This window comes from Ruegeria sp. CG8 (assembly GCF_056537165.1).
The window spans coordinates 178,719-194,060 of the sequence record NZ_JBQFRA010000002.1 but is presented as its reverse complement, the minus strand read 5'-3'; the positions used below and the strand labels follow the sequence as shown (position 1 = coordinate 194,060).

At 62.8% G+C, this 15,342-nt stretch carries 17 protein-coding genes; 12 read left to right on the top strand and 5 right to left on the bottom strand.

Features of this window, described 5'->3' with window-relative positions; all coding sequences use genetic code 11:
• The first annotated feature begins 12 nt into the window (after positions 1–12).
• Positions 13–915, top strand: coding sequence for an EamA family transporter (locus ACR0EF_RS06890; protein ID WP_170372433.1), 903 nt, complete (start codon positions 13–15; stop codon positions 913–915).
• Positions 916–976: 61 nt separating this feature from the next.
• Here ACR0EF_RS06890 and ACR0EF_RS06885 read toward each other — a convergent pair whose 3' ends face one another.
• From ACR0EF_RS06885 to ACR0EF_RS06875, 3 genes are all read right to left on the bottom strand, one after another.
• On the bottom strand, positions 977–2,365 hold the full coding sequence (locus ACR0EF_RS06885) for a DEAD/DEAH box helicase (protein ID WP_170372523.1): 1,389 nt from the start codon (positions 2,363–2,365) through the stop codon (positions 977–979).
• A 185-nt stretch (positions 2,366–2,550) separates the two neighbouring features.
• On the bottom strand, positions 2,551–3,492 hold the full coding sequence (locus ACR0EF_RS06880) for a glycosyltransferase family 2 protein (protein WP_170372435.1): 942 nt from the start codon (positions 3,490–3,492) through the stop codon (positions 2,551–2,553).
• A 43-nt stretch (positions 3,493–3,535) separates the two neighbouring features.
• Positions 3,536–5,143 carry a peptide chain release factor 3 gene (locus ACR0EF_RS06875; RefSeq protein ID WP_170372437.1) on the bottom strand — a complete coding sequence of 536 codons (1,608 nt, stop codon included), beginning with the start codon at positions 5,141–5,143 and terminating at the stop codon, positions 3,536–3,538.
• 109 nt (positions 5,144–5,252) lie between these two features.
• Here ACR0EF_RS06875 and ACR0EF_RS06870 point away from each other — a divergent pair, with 109 nt between their 5' ends.
• The 7 genes from ACR0EF_RS06870 to ACR0EF_RS06840 all read left to right on the top strand — a co-directional run bounded on the left by ACR0EF_RS06870 (position 5,253) and on the right by ACR0EF_RS06840 (position 11,525).
• Complete coding sequence (locus ACR0EF_RS06870) at positions 5,253–5,615, top strand: nuclear transport factor 2 family protein (protein ID WP_170338820.1); 363 nt, start codon at positions 5,253–5,255, stop codon at positions 5,613–5,615.
• Between the two features lie 75 nt (positions 5,616–5,690).
• Positions 5,691–6,470 carry an SDR family oxidoreductase gene (locus tag ACR0EF_RS06865; protein ID WP_170370582.1) on the top strand — a complete coding sequence of 260 codons (780 nt, stop codon included), beginning with the start codon at positions 5,691–5,693 and terminating at the stop codon, positions 6,468–6,470.
• 2 nt (positions 6,471–6,472) lie between these two features.
• On the top strand, positions 6,473–7,585 hold the full coding sequence (locus ACR0EF_RS06860) for a hypothetical protein (protein ID WP_170370972.1): 1,113 nt from the start codon (positions 6,473–6,475) through the stop codon (positions 7,583–7,585).
• Positions 7,586–7,671: 86 nt separating this feature from the next.
• Complete coding sequence (locus ACR0EF_RS06855) at positions 7,672–8,757, top strand: ABC transporter ATP-binding protein (protein WP_170370581.1); 1,086 nt, start codon at positions 7,672–7,674, stop codon at positions 8,755–8,757.
• 123 nt (positions 8,758–8,880) lie between these two features.
• On the top strand, positions 8,881–9,663 hold the full coding sequence (gene surE, locus ACR0EF_RS06850; protein WP_170366125.1) for a 5'/3'-nucleotidase SurE: 783 nt from the start codon (positions 8,881–8,883) through the stop codon (positions 9,661–9,663).
• The gene (locus ACR0EF_RS06845; protein WP_170338827.1) at positions 9,660–10,310 is read left to right on the top strand and encodes a protein-L-isoaspartate(D-aspartate) O-methyltransferase; all 651 of its coding nucleotides are present in this window, start codon (positions 9,660–9,662) and stop codon (positions 10,308–10,310) included. Before surE ends, ACR0EF_RS06845 begins: the two co-directional genes overlap by 4 nt.
• A 63-nt stretch (positions 10,311–10,373) precedes the next feature.
• On the top strand, positions 10,374–11,525 hold the full coding sequence (locus ACR0EF_RS06840; RefSeq protein ID WP_170338325.1) for a M23 family metallopeptidase: 1,152 nt from the start codon (positions 10,374–10,376) through the stop codon (positions 11,523–11,525).
• A gap of 43 nt (positions 11,526–11,568) precedes the next feature.
• Here ACR0EF_RS06840 and ACR0EF_RS06835 read toward each other — a convergent pair whose 3' ends face one another.
• Positions 11,569–12,240, bottom strand: a complete 672-nt coding sequence (locus ACR0EF_RS06835; protein WP_170370580.1) for a helix-turn-helix transcriptional regulator — start codon at positions 12,238–12,240, stop codon at positions 11,569–11,571.
• Positions 12,241–12,261: 21 nt separating this feature from the next.
• On the bottom strand, positions 12,262–12,567 hold the full coding sequence (locus ACR0EF_RS06830; RefSeq protein ID WP_170370579.1) for a hypothetical protein: 306 nt from the start codon (positions 12,565–12,567) through the stop codon (positions 12,262–12,264).
• A 219-nt stretch (positions 12,568–12,786) separates the two neighbouring features.
• On the opposite strand from ACR0EF_RS06830, the gene ACR0EF_RS06825 reads away from it, so the two are divergent.
• The 4 genes from ACR0EF_RS06825 (at position 12,787) to ACR0EF_RS06810 (ending at position 15,303) form a co-directional block, all read left to right on the top strand.
• A complete protein-coding gene (locus ACR0EF_RS06825) occupies positions 12,787–13,002 on the top strand; it encodes a twin-arginine translocase TatA/TatE family subunit (RefSeq protein WP_170338833.1) in 216 nt (71 codons plus the stop codon).
• 6 nt (positions 13,003–13,008) lie between these two features.
• The gene (gene tatB / locus ACR0EF_RS06820; RefSeq protein ID WP_170338333.1) at positions 13,009–13,467 is read left to right on the top strand and encodes a Sec-independent protein translocase protein TatB; all 459 of its coding nucleotides are present in this window, start codon (positions 13,009–13,011) and stop codon (positions 13,465–13,467) included.
• Positions 13,464–14,345, top strand: coding sequence for a twin-arginine translocase subunit TatC (gene tatC, locus ACR0EF_RS06815; protein ID WP_170366117.1), 882 nt, complete (start codon positions 13,464–13,466; stop codon positions 14,343–14,345). Before tatB ends, tatC begins: the two co-directional genes overlap by 4 nt.
• 115 nt (positions 14,346–14,460) lie before the next feature.
• A complete protein-coding gene (locus ACR0EF_RS06810) occupies positions 14,461–15,303 on the top strand; it encodes an ATP-binding protein (protein WP_170370577.1) in 843 nt (280 codons plus the stop codon).
• The last annotated feature ends 39 nt before the right edge of the window (positions 15,304–15,342 follow it).

Sequence of the window (15,342 nt, the reverse complement as noted above, 5' to 3'; positions counted from 1 at the left end):
AGAAGGGAAGCCATGAGTTTGTGGATTCCCGTAACCTTGGCCGCCGCCACCTTTCAGACGGTGCGCTTCATGCTGCAGAAATCGCTGAGCAGCGTGAAGCTGTCGGCGACCGGCGCGACCTTTGCGCGCTTTGCCTATTCAATGCCTCTGGTGCTGCTGGGTCTGGTGGTGGCGATGCGTCTCAGCGGTCTGCCGCTGCCTGCGCTGCCGCCTCTGTTCTGGCTCTATGCCGCCATCGGTGGGGTGTCCCAAATCCTCGCCACGATCTGCGTCGTGGCGCTGTTCAAACAGCGCAACTTTGCCGTTGGCATCACCTTCAAGAAAACCGAGGTGATCCAGACCGCAATCGTCGGTTTCGTCGTGCTGGGCGACCGGGTTTCGACCGGTGCCTTCGGGGCCATCCTGCTGGGGCTTCTGGCGGTTCTGCTGTTGTCGAAAACGCCGGGCGGCAGTGGGGCGTGGTGGCGTCACTTAACCAACCGCGCCTCGCAACTGGGGTTGGGATCGGGCGTCTTGTTCGCCTTTTCTGCGGTCAGCTATCGCGGCGCGTCGCTGCAACTGGGCGATGGCGAGGCCTGGTTTCGGGCGCTGGTGACGCTGGCGGTCGTGGTCTCGATCCAGTTCCTGTCGATGGCGCTGTGGCTGGTTTGGCGCGACCGGGCCGAGCTGCGCGCGGTGTGGGACACGCGGCGCACCGGTATCTTTGTCGGGCTGACCAGCCTGGGCGGGTCGTTCTGCTGGTTCTGGGCCTTCAGCCTGCAGAACGCGGCCTACGTCAAGGCGCTGGGGCAGGTCGAGCTGATTTTCAGCCTCATGGCCTCGGTACTGGTGTTCCGCGAGACGGTGACACGGCGCGAGATTGCGGGGATGGTCCTGCTGGGCCTTTCGATCCTGATCCTGGTCGCCGCGATCTGAGATGCAAAAAAAGGCGCGCGGAGGTCCGTGCGCCTTCTGAACTTTTTGCCATGCAGGCGGGTCAGCCCGCGCGGCGTTCGTCAAAGCTGAGTGCGATGAAGCTGGGCAGGTGATCGCCCATGCCGACGACGGCCGGACCGCCATCGTCGCGACGTCCACGGCCTTTGCCACGCTTTTCCTTGGCAGGTTTGTCGTTCGACGCGGCGTCCTTGGCGGGTTTTTCCTTCTTGCCCTCGTCCTTGCGGGTCGAGGCGCGCGATTTCTTTTCGGGCTTTTTGTCCTCGGCCTCGGCCTGTTCGGCCTGAACCGGGTTGTCCAGACGCGGGATTTCCTTCTGGATCAGCTTCTCGATCGCATCCAGCGCCTTTTCATCGCGGGCCGAGCAGATGGTGATCGCCTTGCCCTCGCGCCCGGCGCGGCCGGTGCGGCCGATGCGGTGCACATAGTCCTCGGGGTGGCTGGGCACGTCGAAGTTGAACACATGGCTGACCGACGGAATGTCGAGCCCGCGCGCGGCCACGTCAGAGGCCACCAGCAAACGTACCGAGCCGTCGCGGAACCCGTCCAGCGTCTTCATCCGCTGCGACTGGTCCAGATCGCCGTGGATCGGTGCGGCGTTGTAGCCGTATTTCTTGAGCGATTTCGCTGTGATGTCCACATCGGTCTTGCGGTTGCAGAAGATGATGGCGTTGGTGCATTTGTCACCTTCGGCATCGATCAGTGCGCGCAGGACCTTGCGCTTGGTGCTGCCCTCGCGGTCGCGGCGGCCGCCTTTGACCATCACGACACCCTGTTCGATGGTCTCGGACGCGGTGGCCTGACGGGCCACTTCGATCCGGGCCGGGGCGGACAGGAACGTGTCGGTGATCCGCTCGATCTCGGGCGCCATGGTGGCCGAGAAAAACAGCGTTTGCCGGGTAAAGGGCGTCAGCGAGAAGATGCGTTCGATATCGGGGATGAACCCCATGTCCAGCATCCGGTCAGCCTCGTCCACGACCATGATCTGCACGCCGGTCAGCAGCAGCTTGCCGCGCTCGAAATGGTCCAGCAGACGGCCGGGCGTGGCGATCAGTACGTCGACGCCGCGGTCGATCAGGGCCTCTTGTTCCTTGAAGCTGACGCCGCCGATCAGCAGCGCCTTGGTCAGCTTCAGGTGCTTGGTGTAGGTGTCGAAGTTTTCGGCCACCTGCGCCGCCAGTTCCCGCGTCGGGCACAGCACCAGCGACCGCGGCATCCGCGCCCGGGCGCGACCGCGCGCCAGCAGGGTGATCATCGGCAGGGTAAAGCTGGCGGTCTTGCCAGTGCCGGTCTGGGCGATGCCCAGAACGTCTCGCCCTTCCAGCGCCGGTGGGATGGCGCCTTCCTGGATCGGGGTCGGGGTTTCGTAGCCGGCTTCCTCAATAGCTTTGAGGACCTTGGGGTTCAGGTTCAGATCGTTGAATTTCGTCATGTATGTCCGGTTCATGCGGACACTGACCTGGCCCGCGCGTATGAAAAATGCCGGGCCCGGATGGCCATGCGCACCATGCGCGTTTCGGCTTGGATGCGGACATAACAAAAAGGTGTGGCAGGGTCAAATGAAGACAGTTTCATCTATACCGCTACATCGCGTCACTGGCGATTTCGTGCAACAATTCAGCAGCTTCCGGGAAAGTGTTTCTGCAGCTTTTCCTCAAGATCAAGCGGTCGGTGCTTGATCAGACCCCGTTCCTGCAGGCGCGCGCGAACCTGCGGGTCGGTGGCGCTGAGTTCGTCAAAGAACTTGCGCAGACCTTTCTCGCCTTCTTCGGCCTCGATCCAACTGAGCAGTTCGTTCATGTTCAACCCGCCCCGATCGCGATGTACGTTCGGAGCCATGCCGGGCTGGTACGAGCCGCGTTCCAGTCGAAACCGATAGTGTGACCACCAATGCTCCCAATCCGGGGCGTGGCGGTGGCACAGGTCGATCTGCGGCATCTCGGTCTTGCAGGGCAAGATGACCTTGTTCTGAAACAGATTGTGGATGCGGTAATTGAGGTTCTCCATCCCTGTGCGCACGAACAGCTTGCCCTGTACGTGACTCAGAAAGCCGCCCAGAACGAAGGCGCCGTAGTTTGGATAGATCGTTTCGACAAGCGCTTCGCGTTCGGGGCCCTGGGGGATGAACGCTTTGTAGAGATCGTTGCCGCAGGCCAGGGCCTCGATCGGACGAACCCGAACCGCGTGCACCGTTTCGGGCACTTCGCCCAGCAAGTCCGCGATGGGGGCCGTGGGCCACAGGAACTCGTCCACATCTATATGCGCCAGCCAATCGAGATCGGTGTGGCGATAGGTAAAGGTCGCATGAACGGTCTGGCGGACCTGGTGGCGCTCGGGCTTGTCCCGTTTGCGCGCTGCCCAGAACGCATCGTCGCAGATGCGGACGGTCACCTTGGGGTGGCGGCGCAGGGGGCGAAAAGCCCGACGGTTGGGCTCATCAAGGTAGAGGTAGAGGTGATCCGCGCCCAGATCCAGGTGGTAGGCCGCAAAACTCAGAATGTCGCGGGCCGATCCACGCACCGTCGAGACGATGCCCCAGCTCGGCCCGGCTGCGGTCATGCGATGACGGCCTCTGTTGCTTTGGCGGGGGGCGGGGTCAGCATCAGGTCATCATTTCCTTGGTCGCGGTAAGCGTCAGTTTGGGATAATCGCGCACCACGCGGTCGATGTCCCATTGCAGGCGGGTGAGATAGACGATGTCGCCATCGTGATCGAGGGCAATGTGCTGCTTGTTCGCATTTACGAACTTCTCGACCTCAGCCTTGTCGCCCGACACCCAGCGCGCACTGGTGAATTGCGAGGCCTCGAACCGCACCGGCAGGCCGTATTCCAACTCGATCCGGCTGGCCAGAACCTCGAACTGCAGCGCGCCCACCACGCCGACGATAAAGCCCGAGCCGATTGAAGGTTTGAACACCTTGGCCGCACCTTCCTCGGCAAACTGCATCAGCGCCTTTTCCAGGTGCTTGGCCTTCATCGGATCGCCCGCGCGCACGCCCTGCAACAGCTCGGGCGCGAAGGATGGAATTCCGGTTACGCGGATCGCCTCGCCCTCGGTCAGAGTGTCACCGATGCGCAGCTGGCCGTGGTTGGGGATGCCGATGATATCGCCGGCCCACGCCTCGTCGGCCAGTTCCCGGTCAGAGGCCAGAAACAGAACCGGGTTCGTGATCGCCATGGGCTTCTTGCTGCGCACATGGGTCAGCTTCATGCCGCGCTTGAAGTGGCCGCTGGCCATGCGGACAAAGGCCACCCGGTCGCGGTGCTTGGGGTCCATGTTGGCCTGCACCTTGAAGACAAAGCCCGCCACCTTTCTCTCGTCCGGCGAAATCTGGCGCGGTTCGGCCGATTGCACCTGCGGCTGCGGTCCATAGGCACCGATGCCTTCCATCAGTTCCTTGACGCCGAACGAGTTGATGGCCGAGCCGAACCAGATCGGGGTCATGTGGCCTTCAAGCACCGCCTGCGGGTCCAGCGCAGGCAGCAATTCGCGCGCCATCTCGACCTCTTCCAGCAGCTTGTCCAGCAGATGCGCGGGCACGTGCTCGGCCAGCTTGGGGTCGTCCAACCCGTGGATCTCGATGCTTTCAGCCACCTTGTTGCGGTCGGCGCGGTCCATCAGTTCCAGCCGGTCACGCAGCATGTCGTAGCAGCCGATGAAATCGCGCCCCACGCCGATGGGCCAGCTGGCCGGTGTCACGTCAATGGCCAGCATCTCCTGGATCTCGTCGATGATTTCGAACGTATCGCGGCTTTCGCGGTCCATCTTGTTGCAGAAGGTCAGAATCGGCAGGTCGCGCAGGCGGCAGACCTCGAACAGCTTCTGCGTCTGGCTTTCCACGCCTTTGGCCCCGTCGATCACCATAACCGCGGCGTCAACGGCGGTCAGCGTGCGATAGGTGTCTTCGGAAAAGTCCGAGTGGCCGGGTGTGTCCACCAGGTTGAACCGGTAGGGGCCATAGTTGAACGACATGGCCGAGGCCGAGACCGAGATACCCCGGTCCTTTTCCATTTGCATGAAGTCCGAGCGCGTACGCCGTGCCTCGCCCTTGGCGCGCACCTGTCCAGCCATCTGGATAGCACCCCCGTACAGAAGGAACTTTTCGGTCAGGGTCGTCTTGCCCGCATCCGGATGCGAGATGATGGCAAAGGTCCGGCGACGTGCGATCTCGGGCGGCAGGGTGGGTTGGTTCGAGGCGGTATCAAGCATGAAGGCGCGTATAGGCGGGGAATCCTGCCGAGGCAAGACAAAGGGGGTGGTTCGAATCGGGTGGATATGTCAATAAGAACATATAGTGAACAAATAATGGAGTGGATCAATGAATTTGAAAGAAATCGCCCAGGAACTGGTGGCAGGTTGCCGCGAAAACCGCGCCAAGGAGAATCTGGAGAAGTTGTATGCAGCCGATGCCGTCTCGGTCGAGGCGATGGACATGCAGGGCATGGGCCGCGAGACCCACGGCATCGAGGGCATCCGCGGCAAACATGATTGGTGGGAAAGCGCGCATGAGGTCTCAGGCGCGTCGGTCAGCGACCCGTTCCTGCATGGTGAAAACAGCTTTGCCGTGATTTTTGAAGTGCAGGGCAAGGTGAAGGAAAGTGGTGAAGCTTTCGACATGCGCGAGGTCGGAGTCTATCACGTGGTCAACGGCAAGATCGTGCGCGAAGAGTTCTTCTACTGATTTGCTGCCGCCAATCTGGTCTTCCCTGTCTGGCCGGTGCTAGACATGCGGGTAACAAATGACAGGGGGGATCACATGGATCTGGGACTACAAGGAAAACGCGCGCTGGTCTGTGCCAGCAGTAAGGGCTTGGGGCTGGGCTGCGCCGAGGCGCTGGCCGCCGAGGGTGTCGATTTGGTGATGAACGCACGTGGGCCTGACGCGTTGGAGGCGCAGGCCGACCGGTTGCGCGCCGATTTCGGTGTCGAGGTGCAGACAGTCGCCTGCGACGTGACCACGCCCGAAGGCCAGGCGCAGGTGATCGAGGCCGCGCAGGGCGTTGATATCCTTGTGACAAACGCCGGTGGCCCGCCGCCGGGCCTGTGGTCCGATTGGGACCGCGAGGATTTCATTAAGGCGCTGGATGCCAACATGCTGACGCCGATCGCCTTCATGAAGGCGCTGTTGCCGTCAATGATGGACAAGGGTTGGGGCCGCGTGGTCAACATCACCTCGCAATCCGTGCGGGCGCCGATCGCGGTACTGGGCCTGTCGAACGCGGCGCGCACCGGGCTGACCGGCTATGTGGCCGGAACCGCGCGGCAGGTAGCGCCCTATGGCGTGACCATCAACAACCTGTTGCCCGGCATTCATGCCACCGACCGAGCGGACTCGCTGGATGCCGGGGTTTCGGCGCAGAAGGGCATCTCGCTGGACGAGGCACGGGCCGAGCGTGCGGCGACCATTCCAGCGCGGCGCTATGGCACGCGGCAGGAATTCGGCGCGACCTGTGCGTTTCTGTGCTCGCAACATGCCGGGTTCATCGTGGGGCAGAACATCCTGCTGGATGGCGGCGCGACCAACCTGACGATGTGACCGTGGCGCAGGGGTTTTCGCTGAAGGATCAGCTGTTCAACGCGGAAAAGACCCGTTACCTAGCCGGCCTGTTCGCGCAGGCCGACGCCAGTTTTGACGGAGAGGCGTTCCAAGCGCGCGTCATGTCGCGCCTGCCGGAGCTGGAGCTGAAGCAGCGGATCGTGTGGATTGCCGATTGTTTGCAGACGGCCTTTCCCGGCGCGCTGCCCGACGTGGCCCCGGTGATCCTGCGGGCCTTGCCGCCGCCTCTGGACCCGTCCCTGAGTGATGACGATTTCGGTGACTTCATCTTTGCCCCATTGGGCGAGTGGGTGGCGCGGGTCGGCGCGGACCACCCCGACCTGGCGCTGGATGTGCTTGTAGAGATCACTCAGCGATTTTCGATGGAATGGGCGATCCGGCCCTTTCTGAGTAGCCATCCCGATCTGGTGCTGGACCGGATGCAGGACTGGTGCGGGCATTCCAGCTATCACGTCCGGCGGCTGGTCTCCGAAGGCACGCGCCCGCGTCTGCCCTGGGGGCAGGCGGTCGGGCTGGACCTGACGGACCCGCTGCCGCTGCTGGATCGGTTGCACTCGGATCCGACGCGTTATGTCACGCGGTCGGTGGCGAACCATCTCAACGACATCACCAAGAAAGACCCCGACTTGGCATTGAACCGCCTGAAGGCGTGGCATGCCTCGGGCGCGCAAGACAGCGACGAGATGCGGTGGATCACCGCACATGCGCTGCGCGGGCTGGTCAAGTCCGGCCATGGCGGGGCGATGGCGCTGCTGGGTTATGATCCCGACGCACCGCTGGAGGTGAATGTTGAGGTGATTGGCGAGGCCCGCATCGGCGGGGTTCTGGAGTTCGCCGTCTCGGTATCAGGGCCCGATGATCATCCGGTCTTGATTGACTATATCGTGCATTTTCAGCGACCTGGCGGGAAAATCTCACCTAAGGTTCACAAGCTCAAGCAGGCCAATCTGTCAGATGGCCGCCTGCGGCTGAGCAAGCGTCACAAACTCAAGGGCGACGCCACCACGTTTCGGCTGGTTCCGGGGCCGCACAGGCTTGAGATTCAGGTCAACGGCAAGGTCCGCGCGGGCGTGCCGTTCGAGTTGCTGGCCTAGCGCCTCTCTTGCGCCCGATGGGCGGGGTTGTTATCCCGGCGCAAGCCCGATGAAATTGATCGGGAAAAGGCAATTGGGGTCCGTCGGTGGCAATCAACACAGCTCCTCCGCGATTGGAAATCCGCAATCTGGTCTGTCGGTTCGGCGGGCGCACGGTGGTGGATGATGTCTCGCTGACTGTTCAGGCGGGGCAGGTGACCTGTCTGCTGGGCCCGTCGGGCTGCGGCAAATCCACTACGTTGCGGATGATTGCCGGCGTCGAAATGCAGGACTCGGGCGAAATCTACGTCGATGGCAAGTTGGTCTGTGACACGGTGTTCAGGGTGCCGCCGGAACGTCGCGAGATCGGACTGATGTTCCAGGATTTCGCTTTGTTTCCGCACCTCAGCGTGGCCGACAACGTGGCTTTTGGCCTGAAGGGGGCCAAAGAGCAAAAACGGGAACGTGTCGAAGAGTTGCTGAGAAAGGTCGACCTGATCCGCCATATCGACGGGTTTCCGCATCAACTGTCAGGGGGCGAGCAGCAGCGGGTCGCGCTGGCCCGAGCGTTGGCGCCGCGTCCGCGGATCATGCTGATGGACGAGCCGTTTTCTGGCCTCGACAACCGTCTGCGCGACGGCATCCGCGACGAGACCCTCGCCATCCTCAAGGAAGAGGACGCCGCCGTGCTGCTGGTCACGCACGAGCCCGAAGAAGCGATGCGCATGGCCGACGAGATTGCACTGATGCGCCGCGGCAAGATCGTGCAGCAGGGCGCGCCCTACAATGTCTACACCCGACCCGTAGACAAGGCTGCCGTGGCATTTTTTAGTGATGTCAATGTGTTGCAGTCCCAGGTGAATGGAGCATTGGCGCAAACGCCATTTGGTCAATTCCTGGCGCCGGGCGTTCCCGATGGCACGGACGTCGAAATCGTTTTCCGCCCTCAGCATGTGCGGCTGGACTTTGATCGCAATGGCAAGGGACCGCTGCCGACGGCGACCGATGGCGTTGCAGCCCGCGGCGTGGTCGAGCGCGCTCGCTTTCTGGGCAACGAAAGCCTGATCGAGTTTCGGATGGACTATGACGGTTCGATCCTCAAGGCGACCGTCCCGAACGTGTTCGTGCCCAATCCGGGCCGGGTGATGTGGTTGACCATCCGGCGGGATCGCTGCTTCGTTTTTGCAGCCTAGACGCTGCAGCAGGTCGATTTCCCGGCGAGTGGTGCGCGAATGCCGCAGAATGCGCCGGGGCATCGCTTGCCGCATCCTTTGGGGCCGTCTATCAAGGGCGAAACGCGGGGGCACAGGCAGGCAATGCGCATACTTCTGACAAATGACGACGGGATCAACGCCCCGGGCCTGATCGCGCTCGAGGCGATTGCTGCGGATGTGGCCGGCCCGGATGGTGAGGTCTGGATCGTGGCTCCGGCTTTCGAACAGTCAGGGGTCGGGCATTGCATCAGCTATACCCATCCCATGATGGTCGCCAAACTGGGCGAGCGTCGTTTCGCGGCCGAAGGGTCGCCGGCCGACTGCGTACTGGCCGGGCTTCATGACGTGATGAAGGACGCGCGACCTGATCTGGTTCTTTCAGGCGTGAACCGGGGCAACAATTCGGCCGAGAACACTTTGTACTCAGGCACGATCGGCGGCGCGATGGAGGCGGCGCTCCAGGGCATTCCGGCGATTGCCTTGTCACAGTATTTTGGTCCGCGCAATCTTGGCCTGGACGACCCGTTCGAGGCCGCCACGCGGTTCGGAGCGGACCTGGTACGACGCATTCTTGAGGCCGATCCGCCCGCGCAGGAAGACTACCGCCTGTTTTACAACGTAAATTTCCCTCCGGTGCCTGCCGAAGAAGTTCTTGGCGCCCGCGTGGTGCGTCAGGGATTCCGACGCGACACGCATTTTGGGGTGGAACCGCACAGCTCGCCCTCGGGCCGCCGTTTCCTGTGGATCAAGGGGGGCTATCAGCACAACCCGACGGCTCCGGGAACGGATGCGGCGGCGAACCTGGACGGCTATATCTCGGTCACGCCGATGCGGGCCGACCTGACCGCCGATGATGCGCTGGAGGCGTTGAAGACGATCGAATGACCGGACTGGACCCCGAAACCAAGATGCAGTTCCTGTTCGCCCTGCGGTCGCGCGGGGTGACGGATGCGCGTGTTCTGGACGCGATGGAGCAGATCGACCGCGGCAAGTTCGTACGCGGCCTATTTGCCGAGCGTGCCTACGAGGACACACCACTGCCGATTGCATGCGGCCAGACGATCAGCCAGCCCTCGGTCGTGGGTCTGATGACGCAGGCGCTGCAGGTCACGCCGCGCGACAAGGTGCTCGAGGTGGGGACGGGTTCGGGGTATCAGGCTGCAGTGCTGTCCAAGCTGGCGCGACGGGTCTACACCGTTGAACGCCACAAGCGACTGGTACGCGAAACCGGTGAGCTGTTTCGCGAGTTGGGTCTGACGAATATCACGGCGATGCTGTCGGATGGATCTTTCGGGTTGCCCGAACAGGCTCCTTTTGACCGCATCATCGTCACCGCCGCTGCCGAGGACCCGCCGGGCCCGCTCTTGGCGCAGCTCAAAATCGGCGGTATCATGGTCTTGCCCGTTGGGCAGTCGGATGCGGTTCAGACCCTGATACGGGTCACCAGAACCGAGACCGGGCTGGAATATGACGAACTGTTGCCTGTTCGGTTCGTGCCCTTGCTGGAAGGGCTTGGAAAGGACGAGGCGTAACGTAGGTTTAGGAATTGGGCGCCAGAACCCCGGCAAACAGGGGCAGGTGTTGAGGACAGTGATATGAGAGCAGTTTCCAAGTCAGTCTTGGGTCGTGGAACAACGGCGATGGTTGCCGCGCTGGTGCTTGCCGGTTGCGAAGGCCCGCTGGATTACGACCTGCGCGGTCAGGTCGGCGGTTTTTCGACCACTCCGGCCGCACAATCAGCCACCACGAACCGGCCGGCGCCGGACAGCCGTGGCGTGATCACCTATCCGACATATCAGGTTGCCGTCGCGCAACGGGGTGACAACGTCGCCGCCGTGGCTGCGCGGGTTGGTCTGCCCGAGGCCGAGCTGGCCCGGTTCAACGGTCTCAAGCCCACCGACCAGCTGCGCGAAGGCGAAGTGCTGGCCTTGCCACGGTCCGTCGGCGCCGGAGCGGGGAATGTCGATATCGCCTCGATTGCCACGACCGCAATTGATCAGGCGCCGGACACGGGCGGCGTGCGGGTCACGAACCTTGAGCCGGCCAAACCGGCGCCCGTCACCTCGACGGACGAGCCGATCCGGCACAAGGTCAAGCGGGGTGAGACGGCCTATACCATTTCGCGCCTGTATCAGGTTCCGGTCGATGCGCTGGCTGAATGGAACGGTTTGGGTTCGGACTTCGCCGTGCGCGAAGGGCAGTTTCTGCTGATCCCCGTCAAGAATCAGGCTGCACCGCGCCAAGCTGCCGCCGCAGCGCCCACGGCGACCACTGAACCGGGGCAGGGATCGCCCACCCCGACGCCGCCCAGTGCAACGCAGCCGCTGCCGGACGAAAAAGTTGCGCCGTTGACGCCCGCTCCGGACGTGACGGCCGAGGCCCCGACGAATTCAAGCTCGTCAGCCTTGGCTCTGCCGGTAACTGGCAAGATCATTCGCCCGTATGCCAAGGGCAAGAACGAAGGGATCGACATCGCCGGTTCGCCCGGTGCATCGGTCAAGGCGGCTGAAGCCGGTACCGTGGCGGCCATTACGGCGGATGCGGATCAGATCCCGATCATCGTCGTCAAGCACACTAACGATTTGCTGACAGTCTACGCGAATGTCGAGAACATCTCGGTCAAGAAAGGCGACCGGGTCAGCCGCGGCCAAAGCATTGCCAAGCTGCGCGGGGGTGAGAACGCCTATGTGCATTTCGAAGTGCGCAAAGGGTTCGAGTCCGTCGACCCCGAAACCTATCTGCGCTGAGGGTCTGAGCGCCGTTCCAAGTGGCCTTGGGTGAAAATCGGGATCAGGCGGTCGGGTCGTAGTCAGCCAGCCGCTTTCCGGGCTCGTCCGCAAATATCTCGGGCAGCGGTGTGACGCTTTCGATCAGGTCGATGCGGAACACGCGGAAGGCGTCGCGCAGCTCGCACCAGGCGGTCAGGGTCCAGACCCGGCCCCAGTATTCCATGTGCAGGGGGCGGATCGTGCGTTCGGTCAGAGTGCCATTTATGCGCCGGTAGGTCAGCCGCAGTTTCTGGCGCGACTTGATGGCTGCCCGGATCGGCGCCATATGCGCCAGCCCGCGGGCAGCATCGGCAAAGGGGTAGACGGCGAATTTCCATGCATCCGCCTCGGCCACCACCTGGGTGGGCAGTACCGCGTCTATCTTGGCGGCCAGCGACTCGGCGGCGCCTTTCAGGTCGGGGTCGGCGGCCTCGGCCACGATCGCCATCCCGAGGTTCAGGGCCTCAAGCTCGGCCGCGGTGAGGTTCAGCGGGGGCAGGGTGATCTGCTCGCGCACCATGTAACCGACACCGCGTTCGCCCTCGACCGGGACGCCCGACGCCACCAGCGTGTCCATGTCGCGATAGATGGTGCGAACCGAAACCTCGAGCCGGTCCGCGATGTCCTGCGCGCGGTGCAGTTTGCCGTCGCGCAGGATCTGGATGATGTCGAACAGGCGGTCAGTGCGGCGCATGACACGCCGTCCGGACCGCGATCAGGCGGTCATGTTCCATAGCACTTTCTCGTGACGCATCTGGATGCTTGCGGGGTCGATGGCCGCCATCAGGCCGGCGGCAAAATCCTGCTGCGGGAACTGCGCGGCGGCGTCCTGTGCGGCCTTCATGTCGGTCCAGATGACATAATCGGTCCAGCTGCCATCCTCGCCCTGGCTCAGCTGTCGGTGGGCAAAGCCCGGGGCCGCGCGCACGAAGGCCTCGGTCGTCTGGCTGAGCCTGACGAACTCTTCCGGCGTGGTGCCATCAGCGAGGGTGAAGGTGACGATTTCAGCAACATGGTTCATGTGAGTCTCCGTTGACCAGGTTTCCATGCCCTGTTCCTAGCCGCCCGCAACTGACATAAACCTGTCAGTTGGAAATTACCAGCCCGCAAAAACCACATGAGCAGCGCGGATTTGAACGCGGATTTGACTTGCGTCACTTTTTTCGACGGCCCGGTGGGCGTAGACAGGCTTCCAGATCACATTCCCGGCGCGATGCGCCGACGTAGAAGGAGAAGAGACATGCTCAACAATATCGGCCTTCCCGGCCTGCTGCTGATCGCCGTCGTGGTGCTGGTGCTGTTCGGCCGCGGCAAGATCAGCTCGTTGATGGGTGAAGTGGGCAAGGGCATCACCGCATTCAAGAAAGGCGTCAAGGACGGTACCGAAGAGATCGAACAGGACGCGTCCGAGCTGGCCAAGGATGTCACGCCCGAGTCCGACAAAGACAAGGTCTAATCGCCCATGTTTGATCTGGGCTGGACCGAGCTTCTGGTCATCGGCATCGTTGCCCTGATCGTCGTGGGGCCCAAGGACCTGCCGGTTCTGTTCCGCAATGTCGGACGGTTCGTCGGCAAGGCCCGCGGTATGGCGCGTGAGTTCTCAAGTGCCATGAACGAGGCGGCCGACCAGGCGGGCGTGAACGACATCAAGAAAGGTCTGGACGCGGCCACCAACCCGGTGGGCAGTGCGATGGACGGCGTCAAGCAGGCGGCCCAGGACATGGCCAAGAGCATGGACCCGACCAAGTTCGACCCCGACAGCGAAACCGGCAAACTGGCCGCTGAGCGGGCCGAGCAGGCCAAGAAGATCCAGGCCTCAACCGCCCGTGCCGCCGCCGAGCGCAAAGCGAAAGAAGCCGCCGAGGCCTTGGCCAAGGCCGAAGAGGCCGAAGCCGCGCTGAAAACCGAAGGCAAGACATGAGCAAGACCGACGAGATCGAAGATACCTCGGCCCCCCTGATCGAGCATCTGACCGAGCTGCGCACGCGGTTGATCCACAGCGTCGTGGCCTTTTTGATCGGTATGATCATCTGTTTCACGGTTGCCACGCCGATCTTCAACTTTCTGACCCAGCCCCTGTGCGATGTTCTGTCCGAGCGCGGACAGGACTGCGACCTGATCTTCATTTCGCCGCAGGAGGGCTTCTTCGTGGCGATCAAGGTCTCGCTCTTGGGTGGGTTCATTCTGGCCTTTCCATATATCGGTATGCAGATGTGGCGGTTCGTGGCGCCGGGGCTCTATCGATCCGAGAAGAACGCCTTCCTGCCGTTCCTGCTGGCCTCGCCCTTCATGTTCCTGCTGGGCGCGAGCTTTGCCTTTTACGTGGTCACGCCGCTGGCCTATGACTTCTTCCTTGGGTTCCAGCAATTCGGGGCCGAGGGCGAGGCCTTGGCGGATGGCGCCACCGCGCCGCTGAGCGTGGTGTTCCAGGGATCGGCGCAGGAATATCTGAACCTGACGATCAAGTTCATCGTAGCCTTTGGCCTGTGTTTCCAGTTGCCGGTTCTGCTGACCCTGATGGGCAAGGCCGGGCTGGTCAGCGCCGAAGGTTTGGGCGCGGTGCGCAAATATGCCGTGGTGGGCATTCTGGTTCTGGCCGCCATCGTGACCCCGCCGGACGTGATCACCCAAATCATCCTGTTCGTCGTGGTCTATGGCCTGTACGAGATTTCGATTTTCCTGGTGGCTCGGGTCGAGAGAAAGCGTGAAGAACAGCTGCGGGCCGAAGGCTACTATGACGATGAAGAAGCCGCCGATGATGCGATGATGGACGAGTTTGACGCAGAAGACGGCAAATAAACCCGAGCAGTAAATGGGGAAGGGCGTGCCTTGGCGGGTGCGCCCTTTCTTCATGCGGGTCTTGTTGGCGGCCCGTGAACGTGGTTGAAATCGGCCGCAAGACTTCGGAGGACCCATGGACGACCAAGCCCTGAACCGCATCGCCGACGCCTTGGAGCGCATGGCCCCGGCGCCCTTGGCCGCGCCTGACTTCTCGGCCGCGCCCGCCTTTGTCTGGCACATCGGGCCCGACCGGCTTGAGCCGGTGCACCATGTCAACCGCGTCGATCTGGATCTACTGGTGGGCATCAACCGGTCGCGCGATACGCTGCTGGACAACACGCGCCGCTTCGCTGCCGGGTTCAAGGCCAACAACGCGCTGCTGTGGGGTGCGCGCGGCATGGGCAAGTCCAGCCTTGTCAAGGCGGTGCACGGCACCCTTCAGCCCGAGTTTCCCGACCTGAAGCTGGTCGAACTTCAGCGCGAGGACATGGGCTCGGTCGCGCGGCTGCTGAACCACCTGCGCGCCGCACCTTACCGGTTCATCCTGTTCTGCGATGACCTGTCGTTCAGCCATGACGACCAGCACTACAAATCGCTGAAGGCCGTGCTGGACGGCGGGATCGAGGGCCGGCCCGAAAACGTGGTGTTCTATGCCACGTCAAACCGCCGCCACCTGATGCCGCGTGACATGATCGAGAACGAGCGCTCGAGCGCGATCAATCCGTCCGAGGCGGTCGAGGAAAAGGTTTCGCTGTCCGACCGGTTCGGCCTGTGGCTGGGGTTCCACCCCTGCGATCAGGACGAATACCTTGCGATGATCGACCGGTATTGCGCGGCCTATGGCGTCAGCGTCGATGCCGACGTACTGCGGGCCGAGGCGATCGAATGGCAGGCCACGCGCGGCGCGCGTTCGGGCCGGGTGGCGTGGCAGTTCTTTGTCGATCTGGCGGGCCGGCAGGGCTTTCACATCGAATGAAAACGGCGCCCGCTTGGGGCACCGCAACATCTTTCCCGT